The organism is Lentzea flaviverrucosa (assembly GCF_003350445.1).
Taxonomy (GTDB): domain Bacteria; phylum Actinomycetota; class Actinomycetes; order Mycobacteriales; family Pseudonocardiaceae; genus Lentzea; species Lentzea californiensis.
The window spans coordinates 706,277-722,991 of record NZ_QQAU01000002.1 but is presented as its reverse complement, the minus strand read 5'-3'; the positions used below and the strand labels follow the sequence as shown (position 1 = coordinate 722,991).

The 16,715-nt window shown below is 69.4% G+C and carries 18 protein-coding genes; 6 read left to right on the top strand and 12 right to left on the bottom strand.

Annotated features, from left to right (window positions below):
* Positions 1 to 31: 31 nt before the first annotated feature.
* The 3 genes from DFR72_RS09470 (at position 32) to DFR72_RS09460 (ending at position 2,976) form a co-directional block, all read left to right on the top strand.
* Positions 32 to 325 (top strand): hypothetical protein, encoded by a 294-nt coding sequence (locus tag DFR72_RS09470; protein WP_090067251.1) that lies wholly within the window; start codon positions 32 to 34, stop codon positions 323 to 325.
* 204 nt (positions 326 to 529) lie between these two features.
* Positions 530 to 1,702, top strand: a complete 1,173-nt coding sequence (locus DFR72_RS09465) for a M20 family metallopeptidase (protein WP_090067252.1) — start codon at positions 530 to 532, stop codon at positions 1,700 to 1,702.
* Entirely contained in the window at positions 1,699 to 2,976 is a 1,278-nt protein-coding gene (locus DFR72_RS09460; RefSeq protein WP_090067253.1) for a M20 family metallopeptidase, read from the top strand. Before DFR72_RS09465 ends, DFR72_RS09460 begins: the two co-directional genes overlap by 4 nt.
* A gap of 91 nt (positions 2,977 to 3,067) precedes the next feature.
* Here DFR72_RS09460 and DFR72_RS09455 read toward each other — a convergent pair whose 3' ends face one another.
* On the bottom strand, positions 3,068 to 4,777 hold the full coding sequence (locus DFR72_RS09455; RefSeq protein ID WP_090067475.1) for a glycerol-3-phosphate dehydrogenase/oxidase: 1,710 nt from the start codon (positions 4,775 to 4,777) through the stop codon (positions 3,068 to 3,070).
* A 369-nt stretch (positions 4,778 to 5,146) separates the two neighbouring features.
* Between DFR72_RS09455 and DFR72_RS09450 the strand changes: the two genes are divergently transcribed.
* Together DFR72_RS09450 and glpK are read left to right on the top strand one after the other, a co-directional pair.
* A complete protein-coding gene (locus tag DFR72_RS09450) occupies positions 5,147 to 5,890 on the top strand; it encodes an MIP/aquaporin family protein (RefSeq protein WP_090067254.1) in 744 nt (247 codons plus the stop codon).
* Positions 5,891 to 5,903: 13 nt separating this feature from the next.
* Positions 5,904 to 7,412, top strand: coding sequence for a glycerol kinase GlpK (gene glpK / locus DFR72_RS09445; protein WP_090067255.1), 1,509 nt, complete (start codon positions 5,904 to 5,906; stop codon positions 7,410 to 7,412).
* Positions 7,413 to 7,578: 166 nt separating this feature from the next.
* Here the strand turns inward: glpK and DFR72_RS09440 are convergent, their stop codons facing one another.
* From DFR72_RS09440 to DFR72_RS09425, 4 genes are all read right to left on the bottom strand, one after another.
* Entirely contained in the window at positions 7,579 to 8,124 is a 546-nt protein-coding gene (locus tag DFR72_RS09440) for a sortase domain-containing protein (RefSeq protein ID WP_170176187.1), read from the bottom strand.
* 70 nt (positions 8,125 to 8,194) lie between these two features.
* The gene (locus DFR72_RS45405; RefSeq protein ID WP_090067257.1) at positions 8,195 to 8,911 is read right to left on the bottom strand and encodes a hypothetical protein; all 717 of its coding nucleotides are present in this window, start codon (positions 8,909 to 8,911) and stop codon (positions 8,195 to 8,197) included.
* A 14-nt stretch (positions 8,912 to 8,925) separates the two neighbouring features.
* Positions 8,926 to 9,513, bottom strand: coding sequence for a class F sortase (locus tag DFR72_RS09430; protein ID WP_090067258.1), 588 nt, complete (start codon positions 9,511 to 9,513; stop codon positions 8,926 to 8,928).
* A 44-nt stretch (positions 9,514 to 9,557) separates the two neighbouring features.
* On the bottom strand, positions 9,558 to 10,961 hold the full coding sequence (locus DFR72_RS09425) for an NAD(P)H-quinone dehydrogenase (RefSeq protein WP_090067476.1): 1,404 nt from the start codon (positions 10,959 to 10,961) through the stop codon (positions 9,558 to 9,560).
* 108 nt (positions 10,962 to 11,069) lie between these two features.
* Here DFR72_RS09425 and DFR72_RS09420 point away from each other — a divergent pair, with 108 nt between their 5' ends.
* The gene (locus DFR72_RS09420; protein WP_030478530.1) at positions 11,070 to 11,519 is read left to right on the top strand and encodes a gamma-glutamylcyclotransferase family protein; all 450 of its coding nucleotides are present in this window, start codon (positions 11,070 to 11,072) and stop codon (positions 11,517 to 11,519) included.
* Positions 11,520 to 12,025: 506 nt separating this feature from the next.
* On the opposite strand, the gene DFR72_RS09415 is transcribed toward DFR72_RS09420, so the two are convergent.
* The 7 genes from DFR72_RS09415 to DFR72_RS09385 form a co-directional block, all read right to left on the bottom strand.
* Positions 12,026 to 12,832, bottom strand: a complete 807-nt coding sequence (locus tag DFR72_RS09415; RefSeq protein WP_090067259.1) for an ESX secretion-associated protein EspG — start codon at positions 12,830 to 12,832, stop codon at positions 12,026 to 12,028.
* Positions 12,832 to 14,046 carry a PPE domain-containing protein gene (locus DFR72_RS09410; RefSeq protein WP_090067477.1) on the bottom strand — a complete coding sequence of 405 codons (1,215 nt, stop codon included), beginning with the start codon at positions 14,044 to 14,046 and terminating at the stop codon, positions 12,832 to 12,834. The genes DFR72_RS09415 and DFR72_RS09410 overlap by 1 nt, the downstream gene beginning before the upstream one ends.
* Positions 14,047 to 14,048: 2 nt before the next feature.
* Entirely contained in the window at positions 14,049 to 14,354 is a 306-nt protein-coding gene (locus DFR72_RS09405; RefSeq protein WP_245982699.1) for a transcriptional regulator, read from the bottom strand.
* A 157-nt stretch (positions 14,355 to 14,511) separates the two neighbouring features.
* A complete protein-coding gene (locus DFR72_RS09400; protein ID WP_114773642.1) occupies positions 14,512 to 15,096 on the bottom strand; it encodes a DUF3558 domain-containing protein in 585 nt (194 codons plus the stop codon).
* A 6-nt stretch (positions 15,097 to 15,102) separates the two neighbouring features.
* On the bottom strand, positions 15,103 to 15,669 hold the full coding sequence (locus tag DFR72_RS09395; RefSeq protein WP_170176186.1) for a GNAT family N-acetyltransferase: 567 nt from the start codon (positions 15,667 to 15,669) through the stop codon (positions 15,103 to 15,105).
* Positions 15,670 to 15,679: 10 nt separating this feature from the next.
* Positions 15,680 to 16,345, bottom strand: a complete 666-nt coding sequence (locus DFR72_RS46755; RefSeq protein ID WP_245982698.1) for an HAD family hydrolase — start codon at positions 16,343 to 16,345, stop codon at positions 15,680 to 15,682.
* Positions 16,315 to 16,701: a DUF1707 SHOCT-like domain-containing protein gene (locus DFR72_RS09385; RefSeq protein WP_114773641.1), complete on the bottom strand. Its 387-nt coding sequence runs from the start codon at positions 16,699 to 16,701 to the stop codon at positions 16,315 to 16,317. Before DFR72_RS09385 ends, DFR72_RS46755 begins: the two co-directional genes overlap by 31 nt.
* Positions 16,702 to 16,715 lie beyond the last annotated feature (14 nt).

Here is a 16,715-nt window from a genome sequence, read left to right as displayed (position 1 = left end):
CGAACGTGGTATTCGAGGTAGAGTTCAGGCCATGTCGAGGTTGCTGCTGGCCTGCGTGTTCTCGCTGATGAGCGTTCTCGGGATCGCCGGAGTGGCGTCCGCGCAAGAGGCGGCGAACGCGCCTGTGCCGGCTGCGCAGCAGACGACCGTCAACCCGGCTCCCGACGTGAACGCGCCGCAGGAGCCGTCGCCTGAAGCTCGTGAGGAGACCAAGCGCAAGCTGTGGATCGGCGGCATCGCCGTTCTGCTGTTCGTGCTGGTCTACTACCGGAACAAGAAGCGGTGGGCGAAGTGGCGCAAGGAGCGGGCTGCCAAGAAGGGCTAGCCGGGGGCCGTTCGGCGTGAGACGGGCCGTCCCACCTGGTGGGACGTAATAGTCAAAGTTAAGCGTGTCTCTCGACCATTTGCGTCATCGTTGATCGGTCAGACCGAAACTCGCTCGCCGCTCGGCGCAGCGCTGCGACCGGCCGTCCGGTTGATCATCATCAGCGCGCCGTGTCCAACAGGTGGTGATGCAGGATGGTGGCAAATGAGTACCGACTTGAAGATCAGCACACGCTCGGCCATCGAGCGGTACTCGGACGCGCTGCTGGACCTGTCGCACTCGATCCACGCCGAGCCCGAGCTGGCCTTCGAGGAGCACCGCAGCGTCGAGAAGATCACGTCCTTGCTGGTCAAGGAGGGTTTTGAGGTCGACCACGCCGTGGCGGACCTCGACACCGCGTTCGTCGCGACGTTCGGCGACGGCGAGCTCGTCCTGGGGCTTTGTGCCGAGTACGACGCTCTGCCCGAGGTCGGGCACGCGTGCGGGCACAACGTCATCGCGGCGGCGTCCGTCGGCACCGCACTCGCACTGCGTGACATCGCGGACCAGCTGGGTGTCACCGTGAAGGTGATCGGCACCCCGGCGGAAGAGGTCGGTGGCGGCAAGGTGCTCATGCTGGAACGGGGCGTGTTCGACGACGTCTCGCTCTCGATGATGGTGCACCCGGCGCCGTACGAGTCGTGCGCCGCCAAATCGCTCGCCATCACCGATCTCGAGGTGCACTACAAGGGCAAGCCGTCCCACGCGGCCGCCGCCCCTCACCTGGGCGTCAACGCCGCGGACGCGGTGACGATCGCGCAGATGTCGATCAGCCTGCTGCGGCAGCACTTCGAGCCCGGTCAGATGGTGAGCGGCATCGTCACCAACGGCGGTACCGTGCCGAACGTAATACCCGCCCGCGCATCGGCGATGTTCGACGTGAGGGCGGAAAATCTGGAATCGTTGCAGCGCCTGGAGAACCGGATCCGGGACTGCTTCTCCGCCGGTGCGCTCGCGACCGGTTGCACCCATGAGGTCGTGCAGGTCTCACCGATCTACGCCGAGTTGACTCCCGACCCGTGGCTCGCGGACGCCTACCGGCGTGCGGCCACCGAGCTGGGCAGACGACCGCTCTCGCCAGAACAGGAACAGCGGGAGAAGATCGGGAGCACCGACATGGGCAACGTCACCAGAGTGTTGCCCGCCATCCACCCGACCATCGCCATCGACTGCGGAGACGCGGTGAACCACCAACTTGAGTTCGCGACCGCCTGTGCCTCGGCGTCGGCCGACCGTGCGCTCCTAGACGGAGCACTTGCCATGGCCTGGACGACGATCGCGACAGCCACCGATTCCCAGCAGCGCGCACGGCTGCTGGCCCGCGGAGGTGCGGCATGACGGTTCTGGACTCCCGGCCCTCGGGCTCCTCAACTGTGAAGACGTCCCCTGAGATGCTCGTCGACCCCACCGGGGTGAGCATGTCTCCTGTGGATGATCTCGGAGAAGGCCGCGGCCCCGCGTGGCTCGACGACTGGTTGAAGGCGAACGCCGCCGACGTAGTCGCCTGGCGACGCCACATCCACGCGCACCCCGAGCTCTCCCGGCGCGAGTACAACACCACCGAACTCGTGGCGAAGCTGCTGCGCGAGGTCGGCCTCAAGCCGCGCATCCTCCCCGGCGGCACGGGCCTGATCTGCGACATCGGCCACGGCTCCCGCTGCGTGGCCCTCCGCGCGGACATGGACGCCCTGCCGCTGCACGAGAACACCGGCCTGCCTTTCGGGTCCACTGTGGACGGTGTGTCGCACGCGTGCGGTCACGACGCCCACACGACGGTGCTGCTCGGCACGGCGCTGGCCCTCGCCTCGGCGACGGAGCTGCCGGGCCGCATCCGCCTGGTGTTCCAGCCCGCGGAGGAGGTCATGCCGGGCGGTGCGCTCGACGTGCTCGCCGCGGGCGGGCTCGACGGCGTGGAGCGGATCTTCGGCCTGCACTGCGACCCGCGTCTGCAGGTCGGCCGCATCGGCACGCGCATCGGCGCCATCACGTCTGCCTCCGACCTGTTGGAAGTGCGCCTCTCCTCGCCGGGCGGCCACACCTCGCGCCCGCACCTCACCGCGGACCTGGTGCACGCCCTCGGCACGCTCATCACCGGTCTGCCGACGATGCTGTCGCGCCGCGTCGACCCCCGCTCCGGCACCGTTCTGGTGTGGGGCGCGGTGCACGCGGGCGAGGCGCCGAACGCGGTCCCGCAGGACGGCCTGGTGCGCGGCACGCTGCGCACCGGCGACAGGGACATCTGGGCCGAGCTGGAGCCACTGGTCAAGGACCTCGTGACGGGTCTGCTGGCCCCGACCGGCGTCGGCTTCGACCTGCACCACCGCCGCGGCGTGCCGCCGGTGGTCAACGACCGCGAGTCCACCCAGATCCTGCGCGCCGGCATCGAGGCCGCACTGGGTGACGACGCGCTCGCGGGCACCGAGCAGTCGTCCGGTGGTGAGGACTTCGGCTGGTACCTGGAACACGTGCCTGGTTCGTTCGCACGCCTCGGCGTGTGGAACGGCCAGGAGAAGCAGCGCGATCTGCACCAGCCGACGTTCGACCTGGACGAGCGCGCGCTCCTCGTCGGGGTCCGAGTCATGGTGCACACCGCGTTGGCTGCTCTCGCCTAGAGCGGAACCCTCTCGGTTTGAGCTGTGCTGTGGCGCGTGCGGAACGATTCGCACGCGCCACAGTGCTGTCCGGGGTCAGCGCTGTCCGGGGTCAGCTCACGGGTTCGGTCAGCTGCGGCCGTGCCTCCGGTGCGGCGGCCCTGACCGCGTCCGCCGCCTGGTCGTCCTTCTGCGTCTGGGACGTGCGCTCGGCCTCGACGCGGGCGTTGTACACCTCGACCTCGCGCTTGATCGCGTCCTCGTCCCACTCGAGGATCGGCGCGACCAGCCTGGCCACCGCCTCCGACGAGTCGACGCCGCGGTGGGCGTACTCGATGGAGATGCGGGTGCGCCGGGTGAGGACGTCCTCCAGGTGCATCGCACCCTCGTGCGAGACCGCGTACACCGCCTCGACCTGCAGGTAGTCGGGGGAGGCCGGGATCGGCTTGAGCAGCTCGGGGTTGTCCACCGCCAGCGACAGCACCTCGTGCACCAGTGAGCCGTAGCGGTCGAGCAGGTGCCGGACGCGGTACGGGTGCAGACCGTGCTTGGCCGCGAGCTGGTCGGCCTGGTTGACCAGCGCGTGGTAGCCGTCGGCGCCGACCAGCGGCACCTTGTCGGTGATGGACGACTGGATCCGGCCGGGCACGTCCACCTGCGCCGCGTCGACGGCGTCCGCGCCCATCACCCGGTACGTCGTGTACTTGCCGCCCGCGATCGCGACCAGCCCCGGCGAGACCCGCGCCACCGCGTGTTCGCGGGAGAGCTTCGACGTCGAGTCGGACTCGCCCGCCAGCAACGGCCGCAGGCCCGCGTAGACGCCCTCGATGTCGTCGTGCGTCAGCGGCGTCGCGAGCACCGAGTTGACGTGTTCGAGGATGTAGTCGATGTCGTGCTTGGTGGCCGCGGGATGCGCCAGGTCGAGGTTCCAGTCCGTGTCCGTGGTGCCGACGATCCAGTGGTTGCGCCACGGGATGACGAACAGCACGGACTTCTCGGTGCGCAGGATCATGCCGGCCTCGGCGACGATCCGGTCGCGCGGAACGACGATGTGCACGCCCTTCGACGCCCGCACCCGGAACCGGCCGCGGGAGCCAGAGAGCCGCTGCAGCTCGTCCGTCCACACACCGGTCGCGTTGATCACCGCGTGCGCCCGCACGTCGACCTCGCGCCCGTCCTCGACATCGCGCACCCGCACGCCGGACACGCGGTCCGCCTCGCGCAGGAACCCGACGACCTGGGTCGACGTGCGCACCACGGCGCCGTAGTGGGCGGCGGTGCGGCCGACCATCATCGTGTGCCGGGCGTCGTCCGCCTGGGCGTCGTAGTAGCGGATGCCACCGATCAGCGCGTCGCGCTTCAGCGCGGGGACCAGCCGGAGCGCACCCGCCCGGGAGAGGTGCTTCTGCCCCGGCACGGACCGGGCGCCGCCCATCGTGTCGTACAGGAACAGGCCGGCCGCCGAATACGGGCGTTCCCAGATGCGGTTGCTCAGCGGGTAGAGGAACGCGACGGGCTTCACCAGGTGCGGCGCGATGCGCGTCAGCATCAGCTCGCGTTCGCGCAGTGCCTCGCGCACCAGGCCGAACTCGAGCTGTTCCAGGTAGCGCAGGCCGCCGTGGAAGAGCTTGGAGGACCGGCTCGACGTGCCGGACGCCAGGTCACGGGCCTCGACGAGCGCGACCCGCAGGCCTCGGGTGGCAGCGTCGAGCGCCGCGCCGACGCCGACGACGCCGCCGCCGATCACGACGATGTCGAACGTCTCGGCTCCCAGTCTCTGCCAGGCTTCCTCGCGTTCGGCAGGCCCGAGCCGGCCGGTGATCGGCGGCTCGGCATGGGTTCGTGGTGGTGCAGCTGCGTTCTTGCGCGTGGCCACGACAGAAGCCTCCCTGCTACGACTGCGCTTCACGCTACCTTCAGCGACCGCCTCCCGCCCACGGGCGCGCGGTAGTGCTGTGGCCGTCGGCCTTCGCCCCGTGTTCCGCCGTTGAGACGGGCGCCGGAACACGCGGTGACGGTCGGCGGCCACAGCACTCAGAACCGTATGGCCCGAAAATGGCCCGACAGCAGGTGCTTGGCGTGGACAACTGATCAGGTCGGTAATAGCGTCCGAGCACGTTGCAGGTGGGCGGCGCGGCCCTGACCTCGGGTTTGCGCGTCCTGCCTGGCCGCAAACGAGTGGAGGCCGACGATGAGCGCAGGCTCGATCTTCGTCTGGGAGATGCTGGGGACAGCGGTCCTCATCCTCCTGGGCACCGGTGTCGTCGCGAACCAGGTGCTCAAGAACACGCTCGGCAACAGCACGGGCTTTCTGTTCGTCAACGTCGGCTGGGCCTTCGCGGTCTTCGCCGGCGCCAGCATCGCCAACCCCAGCGGGGCGCACCTCAACCCCGCCGTCACGCTCGGCCTCGCCGTCGCGGACAAGACTCCGTGGGGCGACGTTCCCGTCTACTTCCTCGGGCAGATGGTCGGCGCGATCATCGGTGCGATGCTCTGCTGGGCCACGTACAAGCTGCAGTTCGACACGCACGACGAACCGCAGAACACGCTCGGCATCTTCTCCACCGGCCCGACCGTGCCGAGCGCCCCGTGGAACCTCGTGTCCGAGATCATCGGCACGTTCGTGCTGGTCCTCTGGATCCTGTTGTCGCCGGGTGCGAAGGAGTCCGTCGACGGGGTCCCGCAGTTCGGCAACTCGGCGCTCGGGTACGCGGGTGTCGCGTTCGTCGTGCTGGTGATCGGCACGTCGCTCGGTGGCCCGACGGGCTACGCCATCAACCCGGCGCGCGACCTCGGTCCGCGCATCGCCTACGCGTTCATGATGCCCATCCGCAACAAGGGCAACGCCAACTGGAGCTATTCGTGGGTCCCCGTCGTGGGCCCGCTCGTGGGCGGCGCGCTGGCCGCGTTGCTCTTCCTGGTTCTGCCGGTCTGAAAGGACTTCTCGCATGACGCAGTACGTGGCCGCGATCGACCAGGGCACGACGTCGACCCGGTGCATGATCTTCGACCACTCCGGACGTGTGGTGTCGGTCGACCAGAAGGAGCACGAGCAGATCTTCCCGAAGGCCGGGTGGGTCGAGCACGACCCGAAGGAGGTCTGGCAGAACACCCGCCAGGTCGCCGCCGGCGCGCTCGCCAAGGCCGATCTGTCCACTTCGGACATCGCCGCGGTCGGCATCACCAACCAGCGCGAGACCGCGCTGGTGTGGGACAAGAACACCGGCGAGCCCGTCTACAACGCCATCGTGTGGCAGGACACCCGCACCGACAAGATCGTGCAGGAACTGGGTGCGCTGGGCGGCGGGCAGGAGCGCTACCGCCAGAAGGTCGGCCTGCCGCTGGCGACCTACTTCTCCGGCCCCAAGGTCCGCTGGATCCTCGACAACGTCGAGGGCGCACGAGACCGTGCCGAAGCCGGTGACCTGCTGTTCGGCAACATGGACACGTGGGTGCTGTGGAACATGACGGGCGGCACCAACGGCGGCGTGCACGTCACCGACCCGACGAACGCCTCGCGCACCATGCTGATGGACCTCGACACGTTGCGGTGGGACGAGTCGATCGCCACCGACATGGGCATCCCGATGTCGATGCTGCCGGAGATCCGGTCGTCGTCCGAGGTCTACGGCCAGGTGCGCGAACGCGGTGCGCTGGCCGGCGTGCCGATCGCCGGCATCCTCGGCGACCAGCAGGCGGCGACGTTCGGCCAGGCCTGCCTCTCGCCCGGTGAAGCCAAGAACACCTACGGCACCGGCAACTTCATGCTGCTCAACACCGGCACCGAGAAGGTGATGAGCGAGAACGGGTTGCTCACCACCGTCTGCTACAAGATCGGCGACGCCGCTCCCGTCTACGCCCTGGAAGGCTCGATCGCGGTCACCGGCTCGCTGGTGCAGTGGTTGCGCGACAACCTCGGCATGATCGGCTCAGCGGCCGAGATCGAGGAGCACGCCCGTTCGGTGGAGGACAACGGCGGCGCGTACTTCGTGCCCGCGTTCTCCGGCCTGTTCGCACCGTACTGGCGTTCCGACGCCCGCGGCGCGATCGTCGGACTCACGAGGTTCGTCAACAAGGGCCACCTCGCGCGGGCCGTGCTGGAGGCGACCGCCTTCCAGACCCGCGAGGTGCTCGACGCGATGAACGCCGACTCGGGCGTCGACCTCACCGCGTTGAAGGTCGACGGCGGCATGGTCGTGAACGAACTGCTGATGCAGTTCCAGGCGGACATCCTCGGCGTGCCGGTGATCCGGCCGGTCGTGGCCGAGACGACCGCGCTGGGTGCCGCTTATGCGGCCGGCCTTGCCGTTGGGTTCTGGAAGAGCGAGGACGAGATCCGCGAGAACTGGGCCCAGGACAAGCAGTGGGAGCCGCAGATGGACGAGTCCCGCCGCACGTCGGAGTACGCGAACTGGAAGAAGGCGGTGACCAAGACCTTCGACTGGGTCGAAGACTGAGTTTCTGGTCGCTGTGCTTGTTGGCCGCTGCTCCGCAGCGGCGGCGAGTTCGCCGGGAAGCTGGTCGTCCGCCCGCCGCTTCGCCTTGATTGGGCTTCGCCGAATCAAGACGAAGAGGCGAACGGACGACCAGCGCGAACTCGCGAACCTCGCGGGCTCACGGGCGCTACTGGGCAGGGGCAGGGGCTGCGTGCACGATCACGTTGTCGCGGGTGCCGCACGTGATCAGCCGCAGCCCCTTCTCGTCCTTGTCGCGTGCGACGGCCTCCGCGAAGAAGTCGTCGCGGATGATCCGTTCCGTGCGCGTCACGGTGAACCTGGCGACCGAACCGTCCTTCTTGGACACTTCGAGCAGGTCGCCCTCGGTCAGGTCGTTCAGGCGGTAGAAGACGCCTCTGGCCTTGTTGCTCTCGATCCGGCCGACGATGATCCACTGCTGCGGTTGCGTCTGGTACCACCCGGCCTGCATGCCCTCGTTGGCAGGCGGCATCTGGACGGCGCCCTGCTGGTCGAGGCCGAGCGCGACCAGGGACGACCGCACGCCGATCCGCTCGACCCGCAGTTCCATCGGGTCGGAGTTGCCGAGCGGTGACACCACCGGCGGCGGAGCGCTGTCGCTCGTCGCCGCCGACGGCTTCGGTGCCGGTCCCTGCGAACAGGCGGTGGTGGCCAGCGCCACGCACAGCACCGCGATCAAGACACGAGTCCCCACGAACCCATTGACGCACATCTCGTGGGTTAGTTGCGCGTCCGATCGAGACAGGTTCCAACCGTGATCATCATTACGGCGCGGTGCCGCCGGCACCCGTCTCCGGCGCGCCCTTCGGCTTGACGACCGGCTTCGGCTTCGGCTTGGGCGCCTGGGGGTTGGGCGGAGTGGTGGTCGCGGGTGGCGTGGTCGTGGTCGGCGGCGTGCCGAGGATCCGGAACGTCTTCACGCTGCGTTCCGGGCGGTTCGCGCACTGGAAGACGACCTCGTACGTGCCGGGGGTGGTGGCCGCCTTGGTGTCACCGCTGAAACGGCCGAAGTTGCCGCCGCGGGTGAACCTCAGCGGCTCCGCGAAACCGGGTGACTCGAGCGGTCCCGACGCGTGGCAACCGGTGTTCATGTCGCCGCCCGCGGTGATCGTGCCGCCCGGCTCGACCTCGGCCGGGTAGAGGTACCAGTTGATCACCAGTGGGAGCACGGTGAACTTGGCCGTGAGCGTCTTGCCGTCGCACTGGACGGACGCCGTGTAGGTGCCCTCCTTGATGGTGACCTCCCCGCTGCCGTACGCCTTGGCGGGGTCCGAACTCGGATTGAGCGCGATCGGAGCGGCGAGTCCGGGTGACGTGACCTCGGAGTACGTCTTGCACGGCCCGGCGAGTGCGGTGATGTTCCTGCCGTTCGCCACGGTCCCGTCCATCACCAGCGCCGGTTCCTCCTGCTGTGCCGTCGCGAGTGGTGCGAACGCCACGGTCGCCGACAACGCGATCGCGGTGGTCAGGGCTCTTCTCATGGTTGTTCCCTCCCTCAGATCAGCGTCGCGTAGACGATGATGTTGTCCCGGTAGCTGCGGGTGGCCCGGTCGTAGCCGCCCCCGCAGGTGATCAGCCGCAGCTCGGGTTCTCCGGTGTCGCCGTAGACGGCCTCCGTGGGGAAGCTGCTCTTGGCGATCTGCTCGGTCGCGCGCACGCGGAACCGCGCCGTGCTCCCGTCCTTTCTGGACACCTCGACCTCGTCGCCCGCGGCGAGTTCCTTGAGGCGGAAGAAGATTCCCGGCTGCTTGTTGCCGTCGACGTGACCGAGGATGACGGCGGGCCCGACCTCACCCGGTGTGCGGGCGAGTCGGTACCACCCGGCCTGCATCGGCTGCTCGACCGGCGGCACCTCGACCGTCTCGTCCGGGTTGAGCCCCAGCGGGACGAGCGAGGACTTCGCGCCGATCTTCGGGATGCGCACCTCCACCGGTTCCGACGGCGGCAGACCTCTGTCCACAGCGGACGGTGAGGTGGAGGTCTGCCGGGTCGGCACCGGCGCGGTGGGCAGCGTCGCGTCGGACGCCCTGGCGCAGCCGGTCAGCAGCGCCAACGCTACGAGAATCCCCCAGAACGAACGCATGCCCCGGACACGTCGGTGTCCGGGGCAGCGTTGCCGTGCGTTACTTAATCGAGATCGTCGTGCCGCATGAGCTGGCGGCCGGCCTCGGTGATGGAACCCGAGAGCGACGGGTAGACCGAGAACGTCGTGGCGAGGTGCTCGACGGTGAGCTGGTTCTGCAGGGCCAGCGCGATCGGCAGGATGAGCTCGCTCGCGTTCGGCGCGACGACGACGCCGCCGATGACCACGCCGGTGGCCGGGCGGCAGAACAGCTTCACGAAGCCGCGGCGCAGACCCTCCATCTTGGCGCGGGGGTTCGTGGCGAGCGGCAGCATGATCGTGCGCGCGGGCACCTCACCCGAGTCGATCGCCTGCTGGCTGATGCCGACGCTCGCGATCTCGGGGTTCGTGAAGACGTTCGCGGCGACGGTCTTGAGCTTGATCGGGCTGACGCCCTCGCCCAGCGCGTGCCACATCGCGATGCGCCCCTGCATGGCGGCTACGGACGCGAGCAGCAGCACGCCGGTGCAGTCGCCGGCCGCGTAGACGCCGCTGACGTTGGTACGGCTGACCCGGTCGACCGGGATGTACCCGCCGCGCCCGAGCTCGATACCGATCTTGTCGAGGCCGATGTCGTTCGTGTTCGGCACCGAACCGACGGTCATCAGGGCGTGCGACGCCTCGATCGTGCGACCGTCTTCCAGGTGGATCAGGACGCCGTCACCGACGTTCTCGACCTTGTCCGCGCGGGCGTGCTTGACGACGGCCGTGCCGCGTTCGGCGAACACGTCCTCGAGCACCGCGGCCGCGTCGGCGTCCTCGTGGGGCAGCACCCGGTCCCGGCTGGAGACCATCGTCACCTTCACACCCATCTCGGTGTAGGCGCTGGCGAACTCGACACCGGTGACACCGGAACCGATCACCGCGAGGTGCTCGGGCAGCTCGGGCAGGTCGTAGATCTGCCGCCAGGTGAGGACCCGCTTGCCGTCGGGCTCGGCACCCTGCAACACGCGCGGGGTCGCACCGGTTGCGATGAGCACCACATCGGCGTTGAGGACTTCCTCCTCGCCGCTCGCGGACGTCGCCACGACCTGGTGCTGGGCGAGCCCGCGCGAGTCGTCGACGAACTTCGCGCGCCCGTTGATCAGCCGCACGCCCTCGCGCTGAAGGCGCGCCCGGACGTCCGCGGACTGGGCCAGAGCCAGCCCCTTCACCCGGCCGTGCACGACCGGCAGATCAACGGCGGCCTGCTCGTTGTGAGTCTGAATGCCCAGCTCACCGGCGTTGCGGAAGGCACTGCGAGCCCCCGCGGAGGCGATGAACGTCTTGGACGGCACGCAGTCGTACAACACGCACGCGCCACCTGCCCCGTCGTTCTCGACGACGGTCACGTCGGCGCCGTGCTGTGCAGCGACCAGGGCTGCCTCGTAACCTGCGGGTCCGCCGCCCATGATGACGATGCGGGTCACGATCAGTCCCTTCTGCGTGCTTGCCGGCCGGCACAACCGTACGCGTTGACCGAATCGACCGTGTCGTCAGTACCGAAAGCTGATCGCCGTGTCGCTACGCTGTCGGACGTGCCGCTCTATGCCGCGTACGGGTCGAACATGGATCCGAACCAGATGATGGAGCGAGCCCCGTACTCCCCGCTCGCGGGGACCGGCTGGCTCGTTGGTTGGCGCATGACGTTCGGTGGCGAGGACCTCGGCTGGGAGGGTGCCCTCGCGACGATCGTCGAGGAGCCAGACCACCAGACGTTCTGCGTGCTTTACGACGTGTCCCCGCGCGATGAGTCGCGGCTGGACCGGTGGGAGGGCGCGCTCGGGCTCTACAAGAAGATCCGGCTGCGGGTGCAGACCCTGGAGGGGTCTGTCGTGGCCTGGCTCTACGTGCTGGACGCCTATGAGGGCGGGTTGCCGTCCGCCCGGTACATCGGGGTGGTCGCGGACGCCGCTGAGGCTGCCGGGGCGCCCGATGACTACGTGAACGACCTGCGGACTCGGCCTTGTCAGGGGATCGGGCCCTGATCGGTGGGTTGACGGGCGTTGAGGGCTGGGTGCTGGGGCCGGGTTTCTCGGCTTCAGCCGGCTGACGCCTGGGTTCAGCGGGGCTGACGCCTGCCGCGCGGGCGGTCGCCTTGTTCGGGCGACCGGTGGGCACCGTGCGGGTCGGCTTGCGTTGACTTGTCGCGTTCCAGCGGGGTGGTCGCCTGCCGTGCGGGCGGTCGCCTTGCGTGGGTGGTTGCTCGGGCAGTACCGGGCCGGTGCGGGTCATCGCCGCTGCGCGTCGATAGCGATCGGGGCTTGACCTCGAGCCTCTGGCGGGATGCTTGGACGGCCGGGTAAAGGCCGGGGTGAAAAGCGCCCGGCCGTGCCCATGAGTGGAGCATCCCGCCCACTCAAGGTAAAGCCCCAATCGCGCAGTGCGTGGCTCACCACCGCTTATCCGGCCCGAAGAGGTTCACACGCCTCGGCTTCGCCATTGCCGCTGGCGGCAGGGCCGCTCGCCCCCCGGCCGACCTCTGGCGACCCTGTCAGGCGCCGGCGGCCTCCGCCAGCAGCTCCACCAGGTGGTGGTGCATGCGGCGGTAGTCGACCGGGGTGATGGTCGACCAGGGTGGTTGCCCCTCCGCCGCCCGGCGCATCTGCAGGTAGCGGCCCTTCGGGGTGTCGTAGAACGCGACCACGCGGTCCGGGCGGACGCGTTTGCCCCACTTGTCGCGGGCCGCTGCGCCGAACTGGCCTCGGTTCGAGGCGTCTCGGATCATCTCGGCCAGGGTGTGGGCGTCGTCGGCGCGCAGGGTGCCTCGTAGGGCCTCTTCGAGCTCTTCCGGGGTGTTCGCCTTGGTCGCTGCTGCGTCCAGGTCCGCGGACGGCAGGGTGATGGAGTGGCCTTCGCCCGCCGGGGCGGTGGGGAGGGCCGTCAGGGCCTCGCGGGGGAGGCCGTCGGCCTCTGCCGGGCGCAGGACCAGCTGGGTGCCGTCGAGTACCGCCAGTACGCCTGCCTGGCCCTTGCCCGCGGCCAGGACGCGGAGGCTGCGTTCGTGCAGCCACATGCGGGCGTCGATCTCCTGCTGCGGGCGGTTCAGGACGTGCAGCAGGTCTTCCAGGGTCGGGTCCAGGGAACGGGGACCGCCGAGGCCGCGGGCGCCCAGCTGGAGCCAGACCTGGTCCTCGATGGCCCTGCGTTCCTCGGTGGTCTTGCCCGGTGACGGGACCTTCAGGACGAGCGGCATCGTCTCCAGGCCCAGGTGGTCCCAGAGAACGTCGAACTCCAGCGTGGAGATGACCACCGGATCGCGCGTGTCGCTCGTCCCGGCGTCCAAGCCGAACAGAGTCATCAGTCGGTCGTGCTCTCCCCGATGACGGGCAACGCGTAGCTGCCCACGCCGTAGATGTCGTCGCGCTCGCGGAGGTAGTCGGCGGCCTTGTGCTCCAAGTCCTCCTCTTCCTCTCCCTTGCGCGCGCCGCCCATGCCGCCGAACGGGTCGAACGACTGCGGCATCGGTACGGCCCTGCGGTGGACCTGGTCGTTGTTCGAGGCGCCGACCGTGCCCATCGGGCCCATCGCGGAACCCGCCGCGCCCGAGACGCCGGCGGCGTGGCCCTGGTTCATGACCGTGCCCATGGCGGCGGCACCGGAGGTGGCGGTCGCGCCGTCCTCCATCTGCTTCACCTCGGAACCGGTGGACGAACCCGAACGGCTGGACGTGCGCTGGCCAGGCACACCGACGCCCGCGGCGCCCGTGCCGCTGGGTCCGGCGGTGCCGGTGGTGCCCGCCGACGAGAGCGAGGTGTTCGAACCCTTCACCGGAGCCGCGCCGGTGCCGGTACCGGTGCCCGACGTGCGGGTCGTGGAACCCGGCGCGGGCGTGCCGCCACGGGGCGGCGGGGCGGTGGAGCCGCGCGTGCCGGACGAGGTGCGGCCACGCGTCGCGCTGCCGCCCGTTCCGTTCGGGCCGACGCCCCAGACAGCGGCCGTGCCGATCTGGGCGCCACCGCCGTGCGTGAGGCCGGTGCCGCTGATCTGCAGCTGCGGCGGTTGGGTGAACTGGCCGAGCGTCGCGGTGTTCGCCGTCGTGGACGACGCGTAGGTCGACATGACCTCACGGGCACGGCGCTCGGCGGCGTCCTGGGCCGCCTCTTGCTTCTCGTGGTCGGTCTGGCCGCCGAAGAGGTGCGTGAGGCCGGTGACGAGGGCACCCGGCTGCTCGGCGGTCACGTTGACCGGCGCCGGCATGTCCGCGCGGGCCTTCGAGACGTAACCGGCCTGCAGTTCGGCCGAGTAGCGCATGACGTCCGCGCCGGTGCTCGCGCCGTCGGCCCAGGCGGCGATCGGGTTCAGGCCGGCCTGCGCCATGTCGGCGGCCTTGCCCTGCCACTTCGCGCCCGACTGCGAGATGCCCCTGTGCAGTTCGTCGTTGATCTCGGACAGCGCGGCCGAGACGCCCTGCCAGCGCTCCATCGACGCGAACGACGCGGAGGCGCCGGGGCCCGAGTGGATGCGTTCGTACAGCTCTTTGTGGCTGAAGCCCTGCCAGCGGTGATCGGCCATGGTCAGCACCCGCTCTTGTTCATCATGCCGGTGTTGTCGCCCTCGACCACGTTGTACTGGCGCTCGATCTGGTTGAGGTTGTCCATCGCGGTCTTGAGCTGGCGCTGGTAGTTCAGCAGTGCCTGCAGCGCCGAGTCACCGTCCGCGATCGAACGGTCGTTGAACTTCTCGGCGGCCTCGGCGCTGACCGGGTCGCCCGCCCACGGGCGCACGCGGAACTCGGTGATCGCCATCTCGATCTGCTTGTCCAGCTTGATCAAGGCGGCCGAGAACGTGCTGCGCAACGCGGGAATCGCCTCCGGTTCCACGTTCAACTCGTGCTGGCCGGGTGGCGAGGTGTCTGCCCCGCTACGTCCCCCTGGCGGCATCGTGAGACCTCCGGCGGTTGTGCTTACAAGCGCTTCGACACTCTAACCACTGAAGGTAACGCTGTGGAGTGCGATCAGTGACATCCGCCCGTGTGGGTCAGCGCTTCTGGAGCAAACTGGCCATCGCCGCCTCTGCCACCCGCTGGGCGCCGAGGCAAAGATGATCTTGTTGCACCGCAGTGGAATTGCCGCCGTCGCGGAACATCACGTCGAGGAACTGGCCGTCGGCGACGTCCACCTCGACGTTGCAGGCGTTGCTCACGTCGGGTGTGCGGACAGTGATCGCGGTGTATCCCTCGATCGCGCCCACGGTGTAGTCGACCTGGGCGTTCTCCGAGAGCCACACGTCGGCGCCGGAGACCAGCACGAGTGCGATCCTCGCCACGTTCCCGCTCGTCGTGCTGCGGATCGTGCACGCCCGCGCGCTGCCGAAGCTCGGCTCGACGTACGCGCTGGGCGGGTTGTCGAGGCTCAGCGACGTGCGCTGGTCAGCGGTGAGCACCGCGCACGGGTCGACCGAGTCGAGCGGCAGCGCGCGCGGCCGTTGCGGGAAGTCGAGCACGGAAGGCGTCGTCGTGGGGGACGGCGGCGGGGGCGGCGGAGTGGTCAGCGCACTCTGCTGGGGCGGCGCCGTGCACCCGGCCAGCGCCAGCGCGACGATGAGGAGCCCGGTGGTCCGCATGGCCGGTCACCGTAGCTGCTCTGGGAAGGGGTCCGACGCCAGTCGTGACCACAGCAACTGGTCTTCGCGCTGATCATCGACGATCGCCTCCTCGCGAAGACGACCCTCAAGGGTGAATCCGCACTTCTCCGCGACTCGCTGTGACGCCGTGTTCGAGACCGCATGCCGGTAGGTGACCCGGTGCATCTCCATCGCGCCGTAGACCCAGCCCAGCACCGAGTTCAGCGCGGCCGGCAGCACGCCCTTGCCGCGGTGCCGAGGCTGGCTCCAGCACATCACCTCGGCCGAGAGGAGGTGGCGGTCGACGTTGTGGATGACGATCCCGGCCATCACCTCGGCGGTGACGGCCTCGCACACCGCCCACGACCAGCGGTAGTCCTTCTCCCAGCCGTCGTTCAGCAGCAGGACGAGCGTCTCGGCGGACGGCGCGTCGTCCCCGGTCAGGCGAGGCATGTACCGCTTGGTCTCCGCGTCCGCGAAGGCCTCGGCCAGCACCGGCACGTCGTCGATGCGGTCGTCGCTGCGAAAGGCGCGCAGGTAGTACTCGCCCGCGTTGATCTCAACTGGCTCCACGGGCAGGAGGCTAATCCCCGCCGGTGAAACCGTCGTGTTGCTCGGCCAGGTCGTCGAGCGCGGCGCGGTGAGCGGCTGCCGGCAGGCCGTCCGGCGCGGTGGTCAGCTCGACCACCCAGTCCACGGCTTCGGCGTCGTCCTCGCCCGCCAGCATGTCCCTGTGCACGGCGCACGGACCCCAGCCGCTCTCCAGCAGCGACGCCGCCAGTTCCTCGGCCTCGTCGCGGTCCGGCAGGATCAGCAGCACGGTCGGCGGGATCAGGTCGCGCACTGCCAGCGCCGTCCGCAGGGCCGCCGTGTCCGGCACGTGCACGCCGTCCAGACCCGCAGCGGTCGCGGTCGCGGTGTCGGCGCCGAAGAAAACGGCTGTCGAGTGGCCGAGCTCGTCCAGCACCCTGCGGTACGACGCGGGATCCGGCGTCGCGGGACCGGGCAGGATCGCGTCGAACTCGGCGTCGAGGTCTGCTTCCTGTCCGCCGACGCCGTTCGACAGCAACGCGACGAAGCACCGCAGTCGTGCCGTGCGGACCAACGCCAATGCCTCGGGAATCACCTCGCCAGAGGGGGCAGCGAGTTCACGACCGGACTCCGGTGACGTCGGCGCGGCCGACCACAGCACCCCGAAGTCCAGCAGCAGCAACGGTTTCAGCGTCGGCGCCCGTTCCAGTGGCCCCACAACAGCGCCACGGCGGGCACCAGCAGGAAGATCAGCGGGTTCCTCACCAGCGCGAAGAACAGGATCACCACGGCGATGCCCACCACGGGCACGACCGCGCTCTCCCAGCGGCGCGCGGGCGCCTTGGCGGGCTCGTTGAACATCGGCACGGGCGCGACGAACTGCGGCCGCGGGTCCGGCAGGTCGTAGAACAACGCCATCAGCTCGCCGCGCGTCTTCGCGGTGGTGATCTTCGCGGACCGGTCGCCGTACTCGTTGATGTCGATGCGGCCCGCGCTCATGTGCTCACCGAGCACCTGCAACGCCTGCTGACGCTCGGTGTCACCGATGCGGATGTCCCTGCTCGGGTCGCTCACGAACTCAATCGTAG